Annotated in this window: 13 protein-coding genes; 4 read left to right on the top strand and 9 right to left on the bottom strand. The window is 40.6% G+C overall.

All coding sequences use genetic code 11. The features are described 5' to 3' along the window. Positions 1-2 precede the first annotated feature (2 nt). Positions 3-920, top strand: coding sequence for a Dyp-type peroxidase (locus tag AAEU28_RS06405; protein ID WP_421963385.1), 918 nt, complete (start codon positions 3-5; stop codon positions 918-920). Here the strand turns inward: AAEU28_RS06405 and argR are convergent. Continuing rightward, positions 917-1384 (bottom strand): transcriptional regulator ArgR, encoded by a 468-nt coding sequence (argR, locus tag AAEU28_RS06400; protein ID WP_058030925.1) that lies wholly within the window; start codon positions 1382-1384, stop codon positions 917-919. The genes AAEU28_RS06405 and argR overlap by 4 nt on opposite strands. Positions 1385-1681: 297 nt before the next feature. Between argR and mdh the strand changes: the two genes are divergently transcribed. Next, a complete protein-coding gene (gene mdh, locus AAEU28_RS06395; protein WP_058030924.1) occupies positions 1682-2623 on the top strand; it encodes a malate dehydrogenase in 942 nt (313 codons plus the stop codon). A 172-nt stretch (positions 2624-2795) separates the two neighbouring features. Here mdh and AAEU28_RS06390 read toward each other — a convergent pair whose 3' ends face one another. Then, complete coding sequence (locus tag AAEU28_RS06390; RefSeq protein WP_421963384.1) at positions 2796-4130, bottom strand: peptidoglycan DD-metalloendopeptidase family protein; 1335 nt, start codon at positions 4128-4130, stop codon at positions 2796-2798. Positions 4131-4279: 149 nt separating this feature from the next. On the opposite strand from AAEU28_RS06390, the gene tyrS reads away from it, so the two are divergent. Next, positions 4280-5479, top strand: coding sequence for a tyrosine--tRNA ligase (gene tyrS, locus AAEU28_RS06385; protein WP_421963488.1), 1200 nt, complete (start codon positions 4280-4282; stop codon positions 5477-5479). Positions 5480-5554: 75 nt separating this feature from the next. Here tyrS and AAEU28_RS06380 read toward each other — a convergent pair whose 3' ends face one another. The 4 genes from AAEU28_RS06380 to folE2 form a co-directional block, all read right to left on the bottom strand. Continuing rightward, the gene (locus tag AAEU28_RS06380) at positions 5555-6520 is read right to left on the bottom strand and encodes a cobalamin biosynthesis protein CobD/CbiB (RefSeq protein ID WP_421963383.1); all 966 of its coding nucleotides are present in this window, start codon (positions 6518-6520) and stop codon (positions 5555-5557) included. Further along, positions 6520-7227, bottom strand: coding sequence for a 5'-methylthioadenosine/S-adenosylhomocysteine nucleosidase (mtnN, locus tag AAEU28_RS06375; RefSeq protein WP_404393448.1), 708 nt, complete (start codon positions 7225-7227; stop codon positions 6520-6522). The genes AAEU28_RS06380 and mtnN overlap by 1 nt, the downstream gene beginning before the upstream one ends. Positions 7228-7403: 176 nt before the next feature. Then, positions 7404-8000 carry a DUF2726 domain-containing protein gene (locus tag AAEU28_RS06370; RefSeq protein ID WP_390442092.1) on the bottom strand — a complete coding sequence of 199 codons (597 nt, stop codon included), beginning with the start codon at positions 7998-8000 and terminating at the stop codon, positions 7404-7406. A gap of 75 nt (positions 8001-8075) precedes the next feature. Further along, positions 8076-8996: a GTP cyclohydrolase FolE2 gene (gene folE2 / locus AAEU28_RS06365; protein WP_421963382.1), complete on the bottom strand. Its 921-nt coding sequence runs from the start codon at positions 8994-8996 to the stop codon at positions 8076-8078. Between the two features lie 209 nt (positions 8997-9205). On the opposite strand from folE2, the gene arcB reads away from it, so the two are divergent. Next, positions 9206-11530 carry an aerobic respiration two-component sensor histidine kinase ArcB gene (arcB, locus tag AAEU28_RS06360; protein ID WP_421963381.1) on the top strand — a complete coding sequence of 775 codons (2325 nt, stop codon included), beginning with the start codon at positions 9206-9208 and terminating at the stop codon, positions 11528-11530. 167 nt (positions 11531-11697) lie between these two features. Here arcB and arcA read toward each other — a convergent pair whose 3' ends face one another. The 3 genes from arcA to AAEU28_RS06345 all read right to left on the bottom strand — a co-directional run bounded on the left by arcA (position 11698) and on the right by AAEU28_RS06345 (position 14656). Beyond that, the gene (gene arcA, locus AAEU28_RS06355) at positions 11698-12414 is read right to left on the bottom strand and encodes a two-component system response regulator ArcA (protein ID WP_138480158.1); all 717 of its coding nucleotides are present in this window, start codon (positions 12412-12414) and stop codon (positions 11698-11700) included. Between the two features lie 107 nt (positions 12415-12521). After that, complete coding sequence (locus AAEU28_RS06350) at positions 12522-12989, bottom strand: YfiR family protein (RefSeq protein ID WP_421963380.1); 468 nt, start codon at positions 12987-12989, stop codon at positions 12522-12524. 44 nt (positions 12990-13033) lie between these two features. Next, positions 13034-14656 carry an ATP-binding protein gene (locus tag AAEU28_RS06345; protein ID WP_390442080.1) on the bottom strand — a complete coding sequence of 541 codons (1623 nt, stop codon included), beginning with the start codon at positions 14654-14656 and terminating at the stop codon, positions 13034-13036. Positions 14657-14755: the final 99 nt, after the last annotated feature.

The raw sequence follows: 14755 nt of genomic DNA, 5'->3' as shown, positions 1-14755 counted from the left end.
CCATGGCTCAGCCGCAGTCAGGAGTGTGTGCAGAGGCAAATCTGCATGGATTACATTTGTTTTTTAATGTGCTCGACGGTCAAGACGAAGCCGTTAGAGCAGCATTAGGGCAATGTGAACGCTTACAATCAGAATTGAGTGACCGCTTCTCTGAATCTATGGTATCTAGCTTTGTGGCTATTGGTGCGCAGTATTGGCCACATATATATCCCGAGTGTATTCCTAAAGAGTTAAAAAGCTTCCCGCATATTCGCTCTCACGAGCACCTTATGCACACTCAGCCATTTGATTTACTCTATGTGATCCGCTCTGACAGAGAAGATGTGAATCACCTATTTGCACAAAGTGTTAGGCATATGTTGGCGGGTAAAGTGGAATTGGTCGCACATATCCGTACTTTCCGATTCTTAGACGGTCGAAACTTTAACGGCTTTATTTATGGTGCTAATACGCCACATGGACGTTTTAAGCGCCAAGTGGCTTTAGTTCATGACCCTGAAAGCTTTGAAGATCAAGGTAGCTACATTCATGTACAGCGAGTGAAGTTTGATCTAAACCGTTGGCAACAATTAAGCCTGAACGATCAAGAAGCCATTATGGGCCGCTCTCGTTTAGAGAACAAAAAGCTAGAAAACGTCTTAGCAAATAACCATGCCGCATTAACTGAGCTTAAAAGTCCAGACAACTTACCTTTATTGCTTGAGCAAAGTATGCCGTTTGGAGATGTCTTTGAGCAAGGATCTTTATGGGTGAGTTGTGCCGCAAAGGGGGATGCTTTCGAGCAGCTGTTAACGACACGAGTAGGGAACGAACAGCATTACGATGCATGGTTAGATTATTGTCAGGCCGATATGGGAGCTGCGTTTTTTGCGCCATCCGTGCAGTTTTTGCAAAACATGGCGCAAATAGCCGAAAGTTAAACGTTGTCGAATAAGGTTTTTACTTTCTCAAGCGTTACATCTATCTCTGAGATTTTAGCTGGTGCAATAAAAATAGTATCGTCACCGGCAATGGTACCTAATACGCCATCAGCAGTACCTAATGAGTCTAGTAAGCGGGCAATCAGTTGAGCTGCACCAGGGCTTGTACGGATGATGATCATCATTTCATTGTGCATGATATCAATCACTAATTGTCTTAATGGGCTTTTTGCCGTTGGTACGCCCATTTCTGCCGGTAAGCAGTAAACCATTTCTTGTTTTGCGTTACGAGTTCTTACCGCACCAAACTTACTTAGCATACGTGACACTTTGCTTTGACTTACATTATCAAAGCCTTGATCTTTCAGGGCATCGACAATTTCACCCTGCGAGCCAAAGTTTTCTTCTTTTAATAGTGCTTTGAATGCTTTTATCAGCGCTTCTTGCTTCTCGTTTGCTTGCATAATTGAACTCGTTTATTAAATATTACTTAGATTTTACACAATTCTGAATCCAGACCCAACTTTGCAATTAAAAAACAAAGTGAATTGATTGCAAGATTTGCTTAAGTGGCAGGGCATTTTTAGAAACAGAAAAATGAATATTTTGAAGTGTAAAGCGAGCTTGCACGCTGAAAGCAATATTTTACAACTATAGTCGAAAAAAACCTTAAAATAGCGCCGATAAATTTGTTTTTACCTGCACTTTTCATTATCTTTACAGCACACACAATTCCACCTTCAAATTATGGAGAATTCCACATGAAAGTTGCTGTATTAGGTGCCGCTGGCGGTATCGGTCAAGCTCTATCTTTACTTCTTAAAAATGGCCTTCCTGCAGGTTCTGAGCTATCTCTATACGACGTAGCGCCAGTTGTTCCTGGTGTTGCTGTAGACCTATCTCACATCCCAACTGCAGTTAAAGTTGCAGGTTTTGGTGCAGATGATCTTGACGCAGCGCTAGCGGGTGCTGACATTGTTCTTATCCCAGCTGGTATGCCTCGTAAGCCTGGTATGGACCGTGCTGACCTTTTCAATGTTAACGCTGGTATCATCAAGACACTTGCTGAAGGTATCGTACGTAACTGTCCTAAAGCTCTAGTTGGTGTTATCACTAACCCAGTAAACGGCACTGTACCAATCGTTGCTGAAGTATTCAAAAAAGCGGGTACTTATGAAGCATCACGTGTATTCGGTGTAACTACACTAGACGTTATCCGTTCAGAAGCATTCGTTGCTGAACTGAAAGGTGTTGACGTATCTGAAGTTAAAGTACCAGTTATTGGTGGTCACTCAGGTACTACTATTCTTCCTCTACTTTCTCAAGTTGAAGGTGTTGAGTTCACTGAAGAAGAAGTTGCAGCACTTACTCCACGTATCCAAAACGCGGGTACTGAAGTTGTTAACGCTAAAGCAGGTGGCGGTTCAGCGACACTTTCAATGGGTGCAGCAGCAGCACGTTTCTGCTTCTCACTAGTTAAGGGTCTTCAAGGCGAGCAAAACGTTGTTGACTATGCATACGTTGCAGTTGAGAACGGTGACGCAGCATACTTCGCACACCCAGTACGTTTAGGTACTAACGGTGTTGAAGAAATTCTTTCTTACGGCGAGCTAAGCGCGTTCGAAGAGAAAGCGAAGAACGACATGCTAGAAACATTAAACAAAGATATCCAAGAAGGTATCGACTTCATGGCTGCGCAATAATCGCAATCTGAAAGTTTTAAAAACCCGCTACGGCGGGTTTTTTTATGCCTGAACCTTTTTGCTAGGCATCTTTTATGTTTAACCTTGGTAGCTAACAGCTAACAGCTAACAGCTAAGGCATTAAAAAAGCAGCTACGACGCTGCTTTTTTAATTCGGTAAAGATATAAAGAGTTAGTTATTCAGTGCTAACCTAAGCTCTCTTGAGCGCTCTAGCTGGGCAAGTAAGTCTTTAGCGACCGGTTTGAACTTCGCCAGTTCGGTTTTCGGTAGCGGTTCAGACTTAGGTAATTTTACGGTTTTCGGGTTGCGGTGAACGCCATTTACTAAAAACTCATAGTGTAAATGCGCACCAGTTACACGACCAGTAGCACCAACAGTACCAATTTTTTGACCCTGCTTTACTTTCTGGCCTGTTTTAACCATACGCTTGTTCAGGTGTAGGTACTTAGTGACATATTGACTACCATGTTGGATAAACACATAGTTACCATTGAGTTTGTTATATCCGGATTTAGTCACCTTACCATTACCTGATGAAACAACAGGTGTACCAACACGTGCTGCATAATCGATGCCTCTGTGTGCTGATACTCTACCTGTGACAGGGTGCTTACGGCGCGGGTTAAAGTTAGAGCTGATATATTTAAAGTTAACAGGGGCGCGTAAGAAGGCTTTACGCATACTGCGGCCTTCTGGTGTGTAGAAATTACCGTCGGTGTGACGAATTGCGCTAAAACGTTCACCTTGGTTAATAAACTCTGCGGCGATGATTTTACCATTGCCGATCAGCTCACCATCGACATAATGGGTCTCGTAAACCAGAGAAAAGGAATCGTCTTTGCGAATGTCATTGGCAAAATCGATATCCCAACCAAAAATGTCTGCAAAGTTCATAATTTGACGTTCAGATAAGCCTGCCGAAATACCGGCCGTCCAGAAGCTCGACTTAATTTTACCGCCAGCACTTTGATTAACTGTTTCGATTTCTTTGCTGTGGATCGCTGTTTGATATTTTTGTTCTTCATCTAAAGACACCAACAAGGTGTCAGTTTTCGAAAGTACATACTTAAGGTGCGTTAACTCACCTTCGGCATTTTTTGCAAAACTCAACACTTCACCAGGGTGGATTTTAGTCAGTTTGCGTGTTTCAGCATTGGTGTTAACTAATTTATGTAGAGTCTGCGCTGAAAAGCCAGCACGTTTGAAAAGTACCGCAAGGCTATCGCCATGCTTTACTTCAAAGTCATTGAATTCAAGGGTATCAATTGTGGTTTTTTCTGGCGCTTGAACTTTTTCGGGGGCGCTTAAAGTTGTAAGTTGCTCTTCATTTTCAGAAACTTTTACGGGTAATTCGTAACGCTTGCCAACTTCGAGTGCTTTTTTGTCACTGTCTCTTGATGCAGTTGCCTTTTCTGACGGCCATAAAGCAATTATCAGCATGACAGAAATGCAGGTAAGAATAAGCAGTTTGTGTTTTTTAGGAAGCTTATGAACAACGTGAACCATAACGCGCCTTTTCTGCTGTCAAGATAAATCGGTAATAATATTGCAGGATATACGCAATAAAGCGTGAATACCAGTGTTTTGTGCATTTAAACTGATCTGAATATAGGCTAGAATCGTGCGATAAACTGTATATTTTGGAGCGACGAATGGTGGACTTTGAAACTGCATTAGCCGAGATTAAGCGCGGTGCAGAAGAGATTCTTATTGAAGATGAATTAAAGGAAAGATTGAAATCTGGTAAAAAGCTAAAAATTAAAGCGGGTTTCGATCCAACAGCACCAGATTTGCATTTAGGTCACACTGTTCTAATTAATAAAATGAAAACCTTCCAAGACTTAGGTCATGAGGTTATTTTCTTAATTGGTGATTTCACCGGTATGATTGGTGATCCAACGGGTAAAAACGTCACTCGTAAACCACTAACACGTGAAGACGTGTTAGCAAATGCTGAAACTTATAAAGAGCAAGTTTTCAAAATCCTAGATCCTGCAAAGACCACAGTGGCATTTAACTCTACTTGGATGGAACAGCTAGGCAGTGCTGGCATGATCAAACTAGCTGCACGCCAAACGGTTGCGCGTATGCTAGAGCGTGATGACTTTAAAAAGCGTTACGCTGGTGGTCAAGCGATTGCAATTCATGAGTTCTTATATCCTTTAGTTCAAGGTTGGGATTCTGTTGCACTAGAAGCTGACGTAGAACTAGGTGGTACTGATCAGCGCTTCAACCTACTAATGGGTCGTGAGCTGCAAAAAGATGAAGGTCAGAAGCCACAAACAGTATTGATGATGCCTTTACTTGAAGGGACAGATGGCGTTCAAAAAATGTCTAAGTCATTAGGCAACTACATTGGTATTACTGATGCACCAAACGACATGTTTGGTAAAGTCATGTCAATTTCAGATGAATTAATGTGGCGTTATTACGAGTTATTAAGCGCACTTTCAATTGAAGAAATTGAAGGCCTTAAGCAAGAGGTTGTAAATGGCCGTAACCCGCGTGACATTAAGATTGATTTTGCCAAAGAAATGATTGCACGCTTCCACAGTGAAGCTGATGCTGAAGCTGCACATCAAGATTTCATTAAGCGTTTCCAGAAAAATGCTTTACCTGATGAGATCCCAGAAGTGACTATCACAATTGATGAAGACTCTACGATGATCTCTCAGCTGCTTAAAGAAGCAGGTCTTGTAGCTAGTACTTCAGAAGCCATGCGTATGATTAAGCAAGGCGCTGTTAAGTTAAACGGTGAAGAGAAAGTAACTGATAGTAAGCTTGTGATTGAGAAAGGCTCTACGCAGATTTACCAAGTTGGTAAGCGTAAGTTTGCAAAAGTGACAGTAAGCTAAACACTCGTTATTTCCAATATTAAAAAGCTGGTTTTAAACCAGCTTTTTTTATGTTTGTTTTTCACGCCTATTTGCTTAAGTATTTAAATAAAGCGTAACAAACCAATCTAAAAGCCAAATCAGTGCGATCAAAGAGAAAGTAAACCACTTAATTCTTTCTAAAAATGTTAAACACTGCTTAATATCTTCAGGCTCAGGGTGACGTTCAGCGCCAATACGCATTTTCGCAAAGCGTTCACCTTGATATTTACACGGACCGCCTAACTGGACTGATAGGTTTGCGGCAAATAGAGATAAGATCCAGCCCGTATTCGTTTGATAGCAGTGCCTTGCATAGTGTTTGAAGTAATGAAAAGTTTTCTTTCCTTGTAAAAACAAGGCCAGTAAAAAGATAAAGCCTCTAAGCGGTAAAAATTCAATATAAAAAATGGCTGTCTGTAATGGTTTTATAAAAGCGCTGTTAGGCGGCACACGCTTGCGCCAAGCATGATCACATACCAGTAGTAATTTAAAAAAGAATGCAGCGAGCGGGCCGAGTAATAAGTAAAAAAAGATCACAAGATAGTAGTGGCGTACCGTTCTTAAGGCTGTGCTATCTATGCAGGCTTTAGCAATGCCTATGCTTGATAACTCATTGACTTCACGGACTACGTTTTGTGCTAGCAATTGCCTCGCCGTTGCTTTTTGTTTTTGTTGTAGAAGTGCAGCTATGCGTTTGGCTCTTTGTAACACGCGGGTATCTAGACAAAAGTAGAGCACTAATCCGCCGAGCCAAGCTGGGTAAAATGCAAACTGACTGATCAGTGCTGCAATAAGTACAATGGTAAAAATGGGGAGAAAGAAACCTAATACACCGGCTATTTTTTGTAATGAGGCACTCCGCTCAGGTTTAAAGACTCGAGCGCCTATGCGTTCAAAAATAAGCGAAAAGAAAGTAATTGGGTTGTAGCTATTCAGCAGCGGTAATGAGTGAGCCGCTGCTATCGCGCAGATAAAAATAATGAGGCTTTGAAAAGCCTCAAACTGCTGACTTTCTACCATTACAAGCTAGTGTTGTTTAGCTGCTCAAGAAGTTCAGTCACTAGTTTAGAAGAGTTTACAGAAGCAACCTCTAGGTATTCTTCAAAAGATTGTGGTGACTCTTTACCTGCAATATCTGATAAAGAACGGATCACAACAAATGGCGTATTAAGTACATGACATGCCTGAGCAATTGCTGCGCCTTCCATTTCTACAGCTAGCATTGATGGGAAATCTTGACGCGTTTTGTCAATGCGAACAGGATCACACATAAAAGAATCACCAGTACAAATTAAGCCAACTTTTGTTTGTGTGTCTTCAAGGATAGCAACACTCGCTTTAGCAGCATCAATTAATGCTGTATGTGCCGCAAAGCCTGCAGGCATTTGTGGGACTTGACCAATCTCGTAGCCAAATGCAGTTACATCAACATCGTGGTGGCGAACTTCGTCAGAGATAACTACATCTCCGACGTTTAATTCAGGGTCAAAGCCGCCAGCAGAACCGGTATTAATGACGCAGTCGGGGTTGAAATTATCAATTAAAAGTGTTGTCGCAACGGTTGCTGCCACTTTACCAATGCCAGATTGAACTAAAGTCACAGTATGCCCAGCAAGTTCGCCAGTATAAAAAGTGAAGCCGCCTTTAGTTAGTTCTTCTTTGTTTTGTAAAGCCTCACGTAAAATTGCAACTTCAGGCTCCATTGCACCGATAATACCTACTTTCATAATTTCTATTCCTCAAAAAATTTTCGCTAGTATAGCCTATCGCACTTTTATAAAAAACTTGTTCATATCAGTGATGATATAAAGCTTTATCATCATAGTATTGATTGCAAAGTGTCCATTTAGAAAGAAAAAAGCCCTTTGAATATTCAAAGGGCTTATGTGACATATGGAAACTGTTAAATTTCAGCAAGCTGGGTCTGCGTTGAATGCGCCTTTGCTTGCGAAGGAGAAAGCACAGCAGGCTTCTCTGTACGTGTTCTGGGTTTGCGAACTGGTTGCGGTTGTTGGCCAATTTTATACAAAATGGCGCTACGTACTTCATTGGCTTTATAGCCTGTTTTAACTTTCATACGAATATGCGGAATATTCGCTGACTCTAAAGCACCGGTTACAAACCAATCTTTTTGCGCTTTATGGCCGCTCTTGTTCGAATTATTGACAAGGTCGACAGCCGCAACAATGTTTAGTGTGGTTTTATCAATCAGCACGTAATCGAGTTGTTTATTTTTAGCTTTAGCCAAAGCAGCTCTGCGTGCCTTTTTTGACAAACCTGGTTTGCACTCGATTAAATCAATCAACTTAACACGGCTGACAATCTTAAATTTATCGCCAACAGCGCGCTCTAGTAGACTTAGGAAAGTAGCTTCAACAGTGCTGAAGACAGATTCTTTACGATTGAAAGGGTATGGATTGCCACCTGCATCGGTATATTTTGCAATGACGATCGACGCGCCAGCTACCAATGCAAAAACTAATAATAAAGCGAACTCCATATAACACTCCACAACAACAATTTGACTTTGATGTTTATAAGCAAAGTTCTTGCCAATTGTGGAGTGAAAGCAGGCTTAAGCTGAATAACCGCCAGCTAAGCCTTTGAATGCATAGGCCACAGCGTCGTGAGCATGTAGAGATTCGTAGTGGTTAATCTTGATATAGTAGTCGGCAAACCCTGCGTTTTCGAACAGTGCTTTGAGCTTTCTTGCCGCATCTTCACAAAACATCAGGTTTTGGCCGTTCAAACGAGCGAACTCTTGCTCATCTTCACGTTTCACTGCCGCTTGAACGGGTGTTTTAAGTTCATCTTCAACTAAGTTAACTAACCCTACAATGTCGAATTCTTGACAGTTATCATCAAGTTTAATCTTAATGTTTGAAATACTACGTTGCGAATGCGGTGTTGCCAATACGCCCTCGGTAGTGCCAAGCCAAGCATGCACTTCTTCGTGAGAAATGTCTTTATCTTTAAACTTTGCTGCGAAAGCGTCTTGAATAAGTTGACGCGCTAACGCTGCAGAGCAAGGGCAAGTAGAAGAGTAGGTAACATCTAATGCCAGCTCTATAGAAAACGTTTGGTTAACCAATGAGGCTGTAATGCTAACAGGGTAGCTCTTCCAACCTTGTTTTTTGCTTAGTAAAGAAGGTCGGCGTAGTGGTAATTCAAAGTTAATAACCACTTTTGCCGCATCGCTGATGTCTTGATGAGTAGTTACAAATTCATCGAGAAGTTGTTTTAGTGTGTTTGGCGACAGGGCTTGCTCACAAGATAGCGTATCTAGGGCTAAGAATAGGCGAGACATATGAATGCCTTTAGCATCTTCTTTATGCAGGTTTACAAATGCGTCTGCTTTTGCTGTTACAGGCTGTTCTGGCAAGCCTTTTGTTGCAAGCATTAAAGGTAGCTCGATGTTACCCATTCCTACCCAATCTAATTTACCGGTTTGTAGTGCATCGGCTGAATGAGCAATATCTGGCATTGTAGTCTGCATGTTAACCCTCTTTTTCACGACATTTTCGAGTCGCGCATATTACACTATTTAACGCTTTAATGCGTATATGTTCGCATTATCAATTAGCGCGTTTATTAAGAACTGTTAAGAACTTTATACGTCTATTGTGGCTTTTTGGACTTTTAATGCTTTGGGATTAATCACTTGCTTGCGTATAATGAAACAGTTAACGGAGCAAATTGATTAATATGATAGATTCTTCATTTGGATCATGGCTAAAAGTCCTTGCCAATGTGATTAATAAATATGGTGAAAAGCAAGCTGGAGTGCTGTGTTATTGCCTGATATTACTCGCCTCACTAATTTTGTCATGCATGTTCTACTATGTGGCGTTAGGCGAGATTGTCATTGTTGATGTATTGGCAATTATGTTTTTTGCCGCCGTTACGTCTCCTGCCTTACTGGTTATTTGCATTCAAGCACTCAAAGAACTTGAGGCTTCTAGAGCTTATTTAGATACCGCAACTCAACAAGAAAAGCTTTTAAATCAGAGCTTAAAAGACAATATTACTCGGCTAAATAGCGAAATTGACGAACGTAAAATCGCTTTACATGCTAAGCATCGAGCCATTGAAGAGTTACGTCGTGAAATCGCAGAGCGTAAGAAAACGCAGCAAGAACTTGCGCAACAAAGTATGCTGCTTCGTTCAATTGTCGATTCTTCTCCCGATTTATTCTATTACCGCGACGAGCAAGGTATTTTTGCTGGTTGCAACAAGATGTTTGAAAAAGTCATGGGTAAGCATAGTGATGAGCTTATCGGTAAAAGTGTTTTTGATATTTACCCTGAAAGCTACATTCCTGAAGTGCTTAAAACCGATGAGCAAGTTGCGAAAACGCATCAAGCGCTTACGTTGGACGTTGAGTATCCGGTCAATGATGAAAACCGCTGGTTTGAGATGCGTAAGCTGCCATTTATCAATGAGCAGGGCGAGTATATTGGTTTACTTGCGTTTGGCCGTGACATTACTTCGCGCAAAGAGGCTGAGCAGGAGCTTGAAACAGCCTATAAAGATAAAGGTAAGTTTATTGCTACCTTAAGCCATGAGCTTCGCACACCGCTGAATGGCATTGTTGGCTTAACCCGTATGATGCTAGACACAGAACTGAGCAAGCAACAAAAGAGCTGGTGCAATACCATTTTCTCTAGTGCAGAAACCTTAGGTAATATTTTCAATGACATCATAGATCTCGATAAAATCGACAGAGAGCAGTTGGATATAGCTGCTGACAGTATCAATGTCTCAGATTTTATTAATGATGTGGTGAATTTTGCTGGGCTTATTGCAGAGCAAAAGGGCTTAGAGTTCAATATTAACAGGCAAGGGATCTTAGATGTCTACGCTTTATTAGACCCAACTCGCTTAAGACAAGTACTTTGGAATTTAATTAACAATGCCGTGAAATTCACCCACAGAGGCAGTGTGACACTTGAGTGTAAGCGTGAAAATCGTGATGGCGAAGTGTGGCTCGTTATGAGCATTACTGATACGGGCTCAGGTATTGCACAAGATCAGCTCGCTAGAATTTTCGAAATGTATTACAAGGCACCAAGTGCAAACGGTTCGAATGCCATAGGTTCAGGCATTGGGCTAGCAGTGACTAAAGCGCTTGTTGAAGCAATGCAGGGCAGCATTCAAGTGAGCAGTATTGTTGGTCAAGGAAGTCGCTTTGAGGTTGAAATTCCACTAACCCTTACAGCAGCGCCAAAAGAGCAAAGCTATGCCGGTCGTAGCCTTTACATTCTGTTAGTTGAAGATGTGCCTTTGAATGCAGAAATCGCGACAAACCTACTTGAGCAGCGAGGACATGAAGTCATTTGGGCTGAAACTGGTGAAGATGCGCTTTCGTTTGTAGCAACTGAAGATGAGCTGGATTTGGTCTTACTCGATATGCAATTACCAGATATCAACGGTGATGAAGTCGCTCGGGAGATTAGAGCAGACAGTCATTTCGATAAATTACCTATCGTCGCCTTAACAGCTAATGTTCGTAGCGCAGAAGAAGAACTAGAAGGGATCAGCATTCAAGGCGCACTAGCGAAGCCAATCAATACTATTAAGCTTGATAAAATGCTTGCAGAGTTATTCGGTATTAATGCCAGAGCGACTAAACCTAAACTCATAGAAACTAAAGCCAATTGTGCTGATAAACAAGCTGAGTTCACCTTATTGGAAATGGAAACTATCTGTGATTTTATCGACTCAATGGGCGTTGAAGCGTTTAAACGAAGTTCAGATCTATTTGCTAAGTTAAGTCCTAAGTATTGTGAAGAATTACAGCAATCTATCGATAGTAGTGACTTCGATGAATACAGTTCTGTGGCTCATAAACTTAAAGGCGCATCTGGTTCAGTTGGCTTAAAGCAAGTTCAAGAGCATGCTAAAAAGATGGAAAAAGAAGTGGCTGAAGTTGGATCTGAAGTTGCTCAAACCTGGTTAGACGAATTATATGATTTGCTTGAAGCGGGACAACAAGAACTTAAAACGGTTGTTGATAGTTGGAACGGGTAACTGTTAAAGAGTAAGTTAGCATAGTATGAGTGAGGGGGGGTCATATTGAGGTTATTCAAAATACTTTTGAGCCCTCAGTTTAGAAATAATACTTTAAAACAATGAATTTTAGTCGTTAAAAAAGGGCCGAGAGGCCCTTTTTTACTAGTTTATACTTGTAAAATTGATTAGCTATCAATCTTACCGATGAAGCGGTAACCTTCACCGTGAATAGTACTAATTAGCTCAGAAGTGTTTGTATCACTCTCAAAGTGCTTACGTATACGACGAATCGTTACGTCAACTGTTCTGTCATTTGCGCGAAGTTCACGACCAGTCATATGCTTAATCAATTGCTCACGGCTGAAAATACGGCCCGGTGAATCAAGCATTAAACGTAAAGCACGGTACTCGCCTTTAGGTAAGCGCTTAGCTTCACCTGCAGGAGATGTTAAACAACGGCTATTTTCATCAAGTTCCCAACCGTTGAACGTAATTACACCACTGCTTTCAACAGATGCATCTTCAGGGCTGTTACCTGTACGAGAGATTAAGTTACGAGCACGAATAGTCAGCTCTCTTGGGTTGAAAGGTTTTGTGATGTAATCATCAGCACCAATTTCTAAACCAAGAATACGGTCAACATCATTGTCGCGGCCAGTTAAGAAAATTAAGCCAACGTTTTTCTTCTGACGAAGTTCGCGAGCTAAGATTAAGCCATTCTTGCCTGGTAAGTTAATGTCCATAATAACCAGGTTGACATCATCATGAGTCGTTAGCTTGTCGTGCATATCATCGCCATCAATGGCTTCAATTACTTTGTAACCTTCTGCCTCAAATAAACTAACGAGGTTCAAGCGAGTTACGTCTTCATCCTCAACAATCAGAATGACTGGCGTTTGCATTATCATTTAACCTTTTAGGAATATGTTATTTACATTTTATTCGGTACTAGAAGAAAAAACCGAATATTTAAGATTATAGGAGTATATCTAAATGTTAACAAGTAAAATCAGTTAGGGTGAAACTTTGCTACGGCGAGTAACCGAGAAAGTACTTTAAAATTATGTTTTGCAATCTGTTGCTTATTAACATAAAGCCTGATTTTATTGCCCTCCTGAACAAGCGCCGCCATTCCTTCATTGTCTAAAAAACTGAGGTTATCACTAACCATTAACATATCTAGGGGCGTATTCTTGTCATAAGATGACAGTATATCATTGCCAAGAGCTCCATCAAAGTATGTGATTTCACATTGACTGGAAAGTTCCAAAATAGCGGTGTTTTTTTCTACTTTTTTTATGCTAATTGGTAAACCTTTAACTTTCAGACTTTTATTTTTAGTGAGTATTGCGCCGGGTCCTGATTTCAGATCATAAAAACAAAAACGGATACCGCTATCGCCCATTGATGGAAATTCAATAAAATTTGCCATTTGGTATAAAAAAGCAGAGCGAATTTGTTCTGGTGTTTTGGCCATAACACCGAAAGAGCAAATTATCAGAAAGCAGGTTAACCAAAACCTCATGATGTTAATTCGCCTAATGGTAAAGAAATAACAAATCGAGTGCCTTCGCTATAGTCTTCGTCTAGAGTAATAGAGCCATCTAAAGCCTGAGTGACTAGGTTGTAAACTAAGTGCATACCTAGACCACTGCCACCTTCACCCCGTTTGGTTGTTACAAATGGATCGAAGATCCTCTTTTTAATAGAGGTTGGTACACCACTACCATTATCCACATATGTAATCTCTAGGTTACTTCCCTTGCTTTCAGCACCAATTTTGATCTGATTATTTTGCTCATCTTCAAAACCATGAATAAGAGAATTCGAGATAAGTTGTTCGAATATTTGCTGAAGAGGGCCTGTCTTACTCGAAATCGTTAAATTTTCTGGTAGGCTTAATTCAATCTCTGGTGACTTTATAGAAATCTCAGCATTCATTGCCATTAAGATATTACTTAGTAAAGACTTCACGTTAACGTCGGCGCTAATTTCAGTATCTTGACTCACTGCCACACGCTTAAAGTTAGAGATAAGATCAGCGGCACGGTTTAAATTTCGATAGATAAGATCAAGGTTTTCAACCCCATCGTTAATAAATCTTTCTAGTTGTTTAGATGTGAGCGTCTTTTGCTCAAATGCCGACTGTATATCAGCGAGCTTATCTCTTAAAAGCGTTGAACCTGTAACACCAAGGCCAATTGGCGTATTAACTTCATGGGCAACCCCAGCAACCATTTGACCCAAAGATGCCATTTTTTCACTTTCGACAATCTGGTTTTGGTATTGGTGCATGCGTTCTAAGGTATTAAGCAACTCTTGGTTTGCTTCACGAAGCGCAATGGTTCTTTGGTTTACTTTTTCTTCTAAGCTTTGGTTAAGTTGATTAATTTCTTGTTTATCAGCTTCATGACGTTCAATTTGATTTTGTGTACGTGAAAGCATGATATTAAGGTTGTTTGACAGGGTATTTAACTCTTCAATGTGGCTGCTCGATGCTCGCGTGCTGTAATTATGATTTTTTGATACATCCTGCAGTAATAAAGATAAATCTTCAATTGGCGCGGCTATGCGCTTTTGAATACTACGAGCAACGAGAAGTACCAATAATAAGACGAATAAAGTCAGTAAAATATCAACTAAGATTTTGTTGTTGATGTACTTATTCAGCCTCTCAAGAGAGCCCCTAATATAAACATAACCCTCAATTTTCCCTTCATACTCAACGGGCTTTATTAGCTCTATATGATCGTCAGTGATGCGAGGTATTTTGAGATCATCAATACTGCCCACCTTCAACGGTACTGGAGGTGTTTTACTGGCGTTATAGCTGGTAAAGAAAACGGGCTTTTTAGTGACGTCGTCTATGTCGTAAATATGTATGTTTTTGACAAGTTCAACTTTACTGAATGACTTTAAACGCTTTTCTTCGGTTTTTCTGTCTTCGAAAATCAGCGTGATTTGCGCATTAAAAGCAATGATATCGGCTATCATATCAAGCTTATTAATGATCAGCTGCTTTTGCTCTTTAACGTCAAGATAAGTAGAAATAGAAATAGACAGCGATAGGCAAAGAGCTGTTACTAGCATAACTGCGCTGATCAATACCTTTCTAATGCTTGTTTTTGTTATTTGTTTAGCCATTCGCTAGCCTTTGCAACCTACATGCTTACCAATATGGTTTGAGTAGTAGACATAAACTTCAAATTTTTGAAAAGTTTACAAAAATAAAACGTTATTTAT

It is taken from the genome of Pseudoalteromonas sp. SS15, from assembly GCF_049257195.1.
GTDB lineage: Bacteria > Pseudomonadota > Gammaproteobacteria > Enterobacterales > Alteromonadaceae > Pseudoalteromonas.
This window is presented reverse-complemented; position numbering and strand designations above follow the sequence as displayed.

Excerpts from the sequence above, each read along its gene's own strand:
- AAEU28_RS06405 (WP_421963385.1), top strand. The coding sequence starts at position 3 with ATGGCTCAGCCGCAGTCAGGAGTGTGTGCAGAGGCAAATCTGCATGGA.
- argR (WP_058030925.1), bottom strand. The coding sequence starts at position 1,384 with ATGCAAGCAAACGAGAAGCAAGAAGCGCTGATAAAAGCATTCAAAGCA.
- mdh (WP_058030924.1), top strand. The coding sequence starts at position 1,682 with ATGAAAGTTGCTGTATTAGGTGCCGCTGGCGGTATCGGTCAAGCTCTA.
- AAEU28_RS06390 (WP_421963384.1), bottom strand. The coding sequence starts at position 4,130 with ATGGTTCACGTTGTTCATAAGCTTCCTAAAAAACACAAACTGCTTATT.
- AAEU28_RS06380 (WP_421963383.1), bottom strand. The coding sequence starts at position 6,520 with ATGGTAGAAAGTCAGCAGTTTGAGGCTTTTCAAAGCCTCATTATTTTT.
- mtnN (WP_404393448.1), bottom strand. The coding sequence starts at position 7,227 with ATGAAAGTAGGTATTATCGGTGCAATGGAGCCTGAAGTTGCAATTTTA.
- AAEU28_RS06370 (WP_390442092.1), bottom strand. The coding sequence starts at position 8,000 with ATGGAGTTCGCTTTATTATTAGTTTTTGCATTGGTAGCTGGCGCGTCG.
- folE2 (WP_421963382.1), bottom strand. The coding sequence starts at position 8,996 with ATGCAGACTACAATGCCAGATATTGCTCATTCAGCCGATGCACTACAA.
- arcB (WP_421963381.1), top strand. The coding sequence starts at position 9,206 with ATGATAGATTCTTCATTTGGATCATGGCTAAAAGTCCTTGCCAATGTG.
- arcA (WP_138480158.1), bottom strand. The coding sequence starts at position 12,414 with ATGCAAACGCCAGTCATTCTGATTGTTGAGGATGAAGACGTAACTCGC.
- AAEU28_RS06350 (WP_421963380.1), bottom strand. The coding sequence starts at position 12,989 with ATGGCCAAAACACCAGAACAAATTCGCTCTGCTTTTTTATACCAAATG.
- AAEU28_RS06345 (WP_390442080.1), bottom strand. The coding sequence starts at position 14,656 with ATGGCTAAACAAATAACAAAAACAAGCATTAGAAAGGTATTGATCAGC.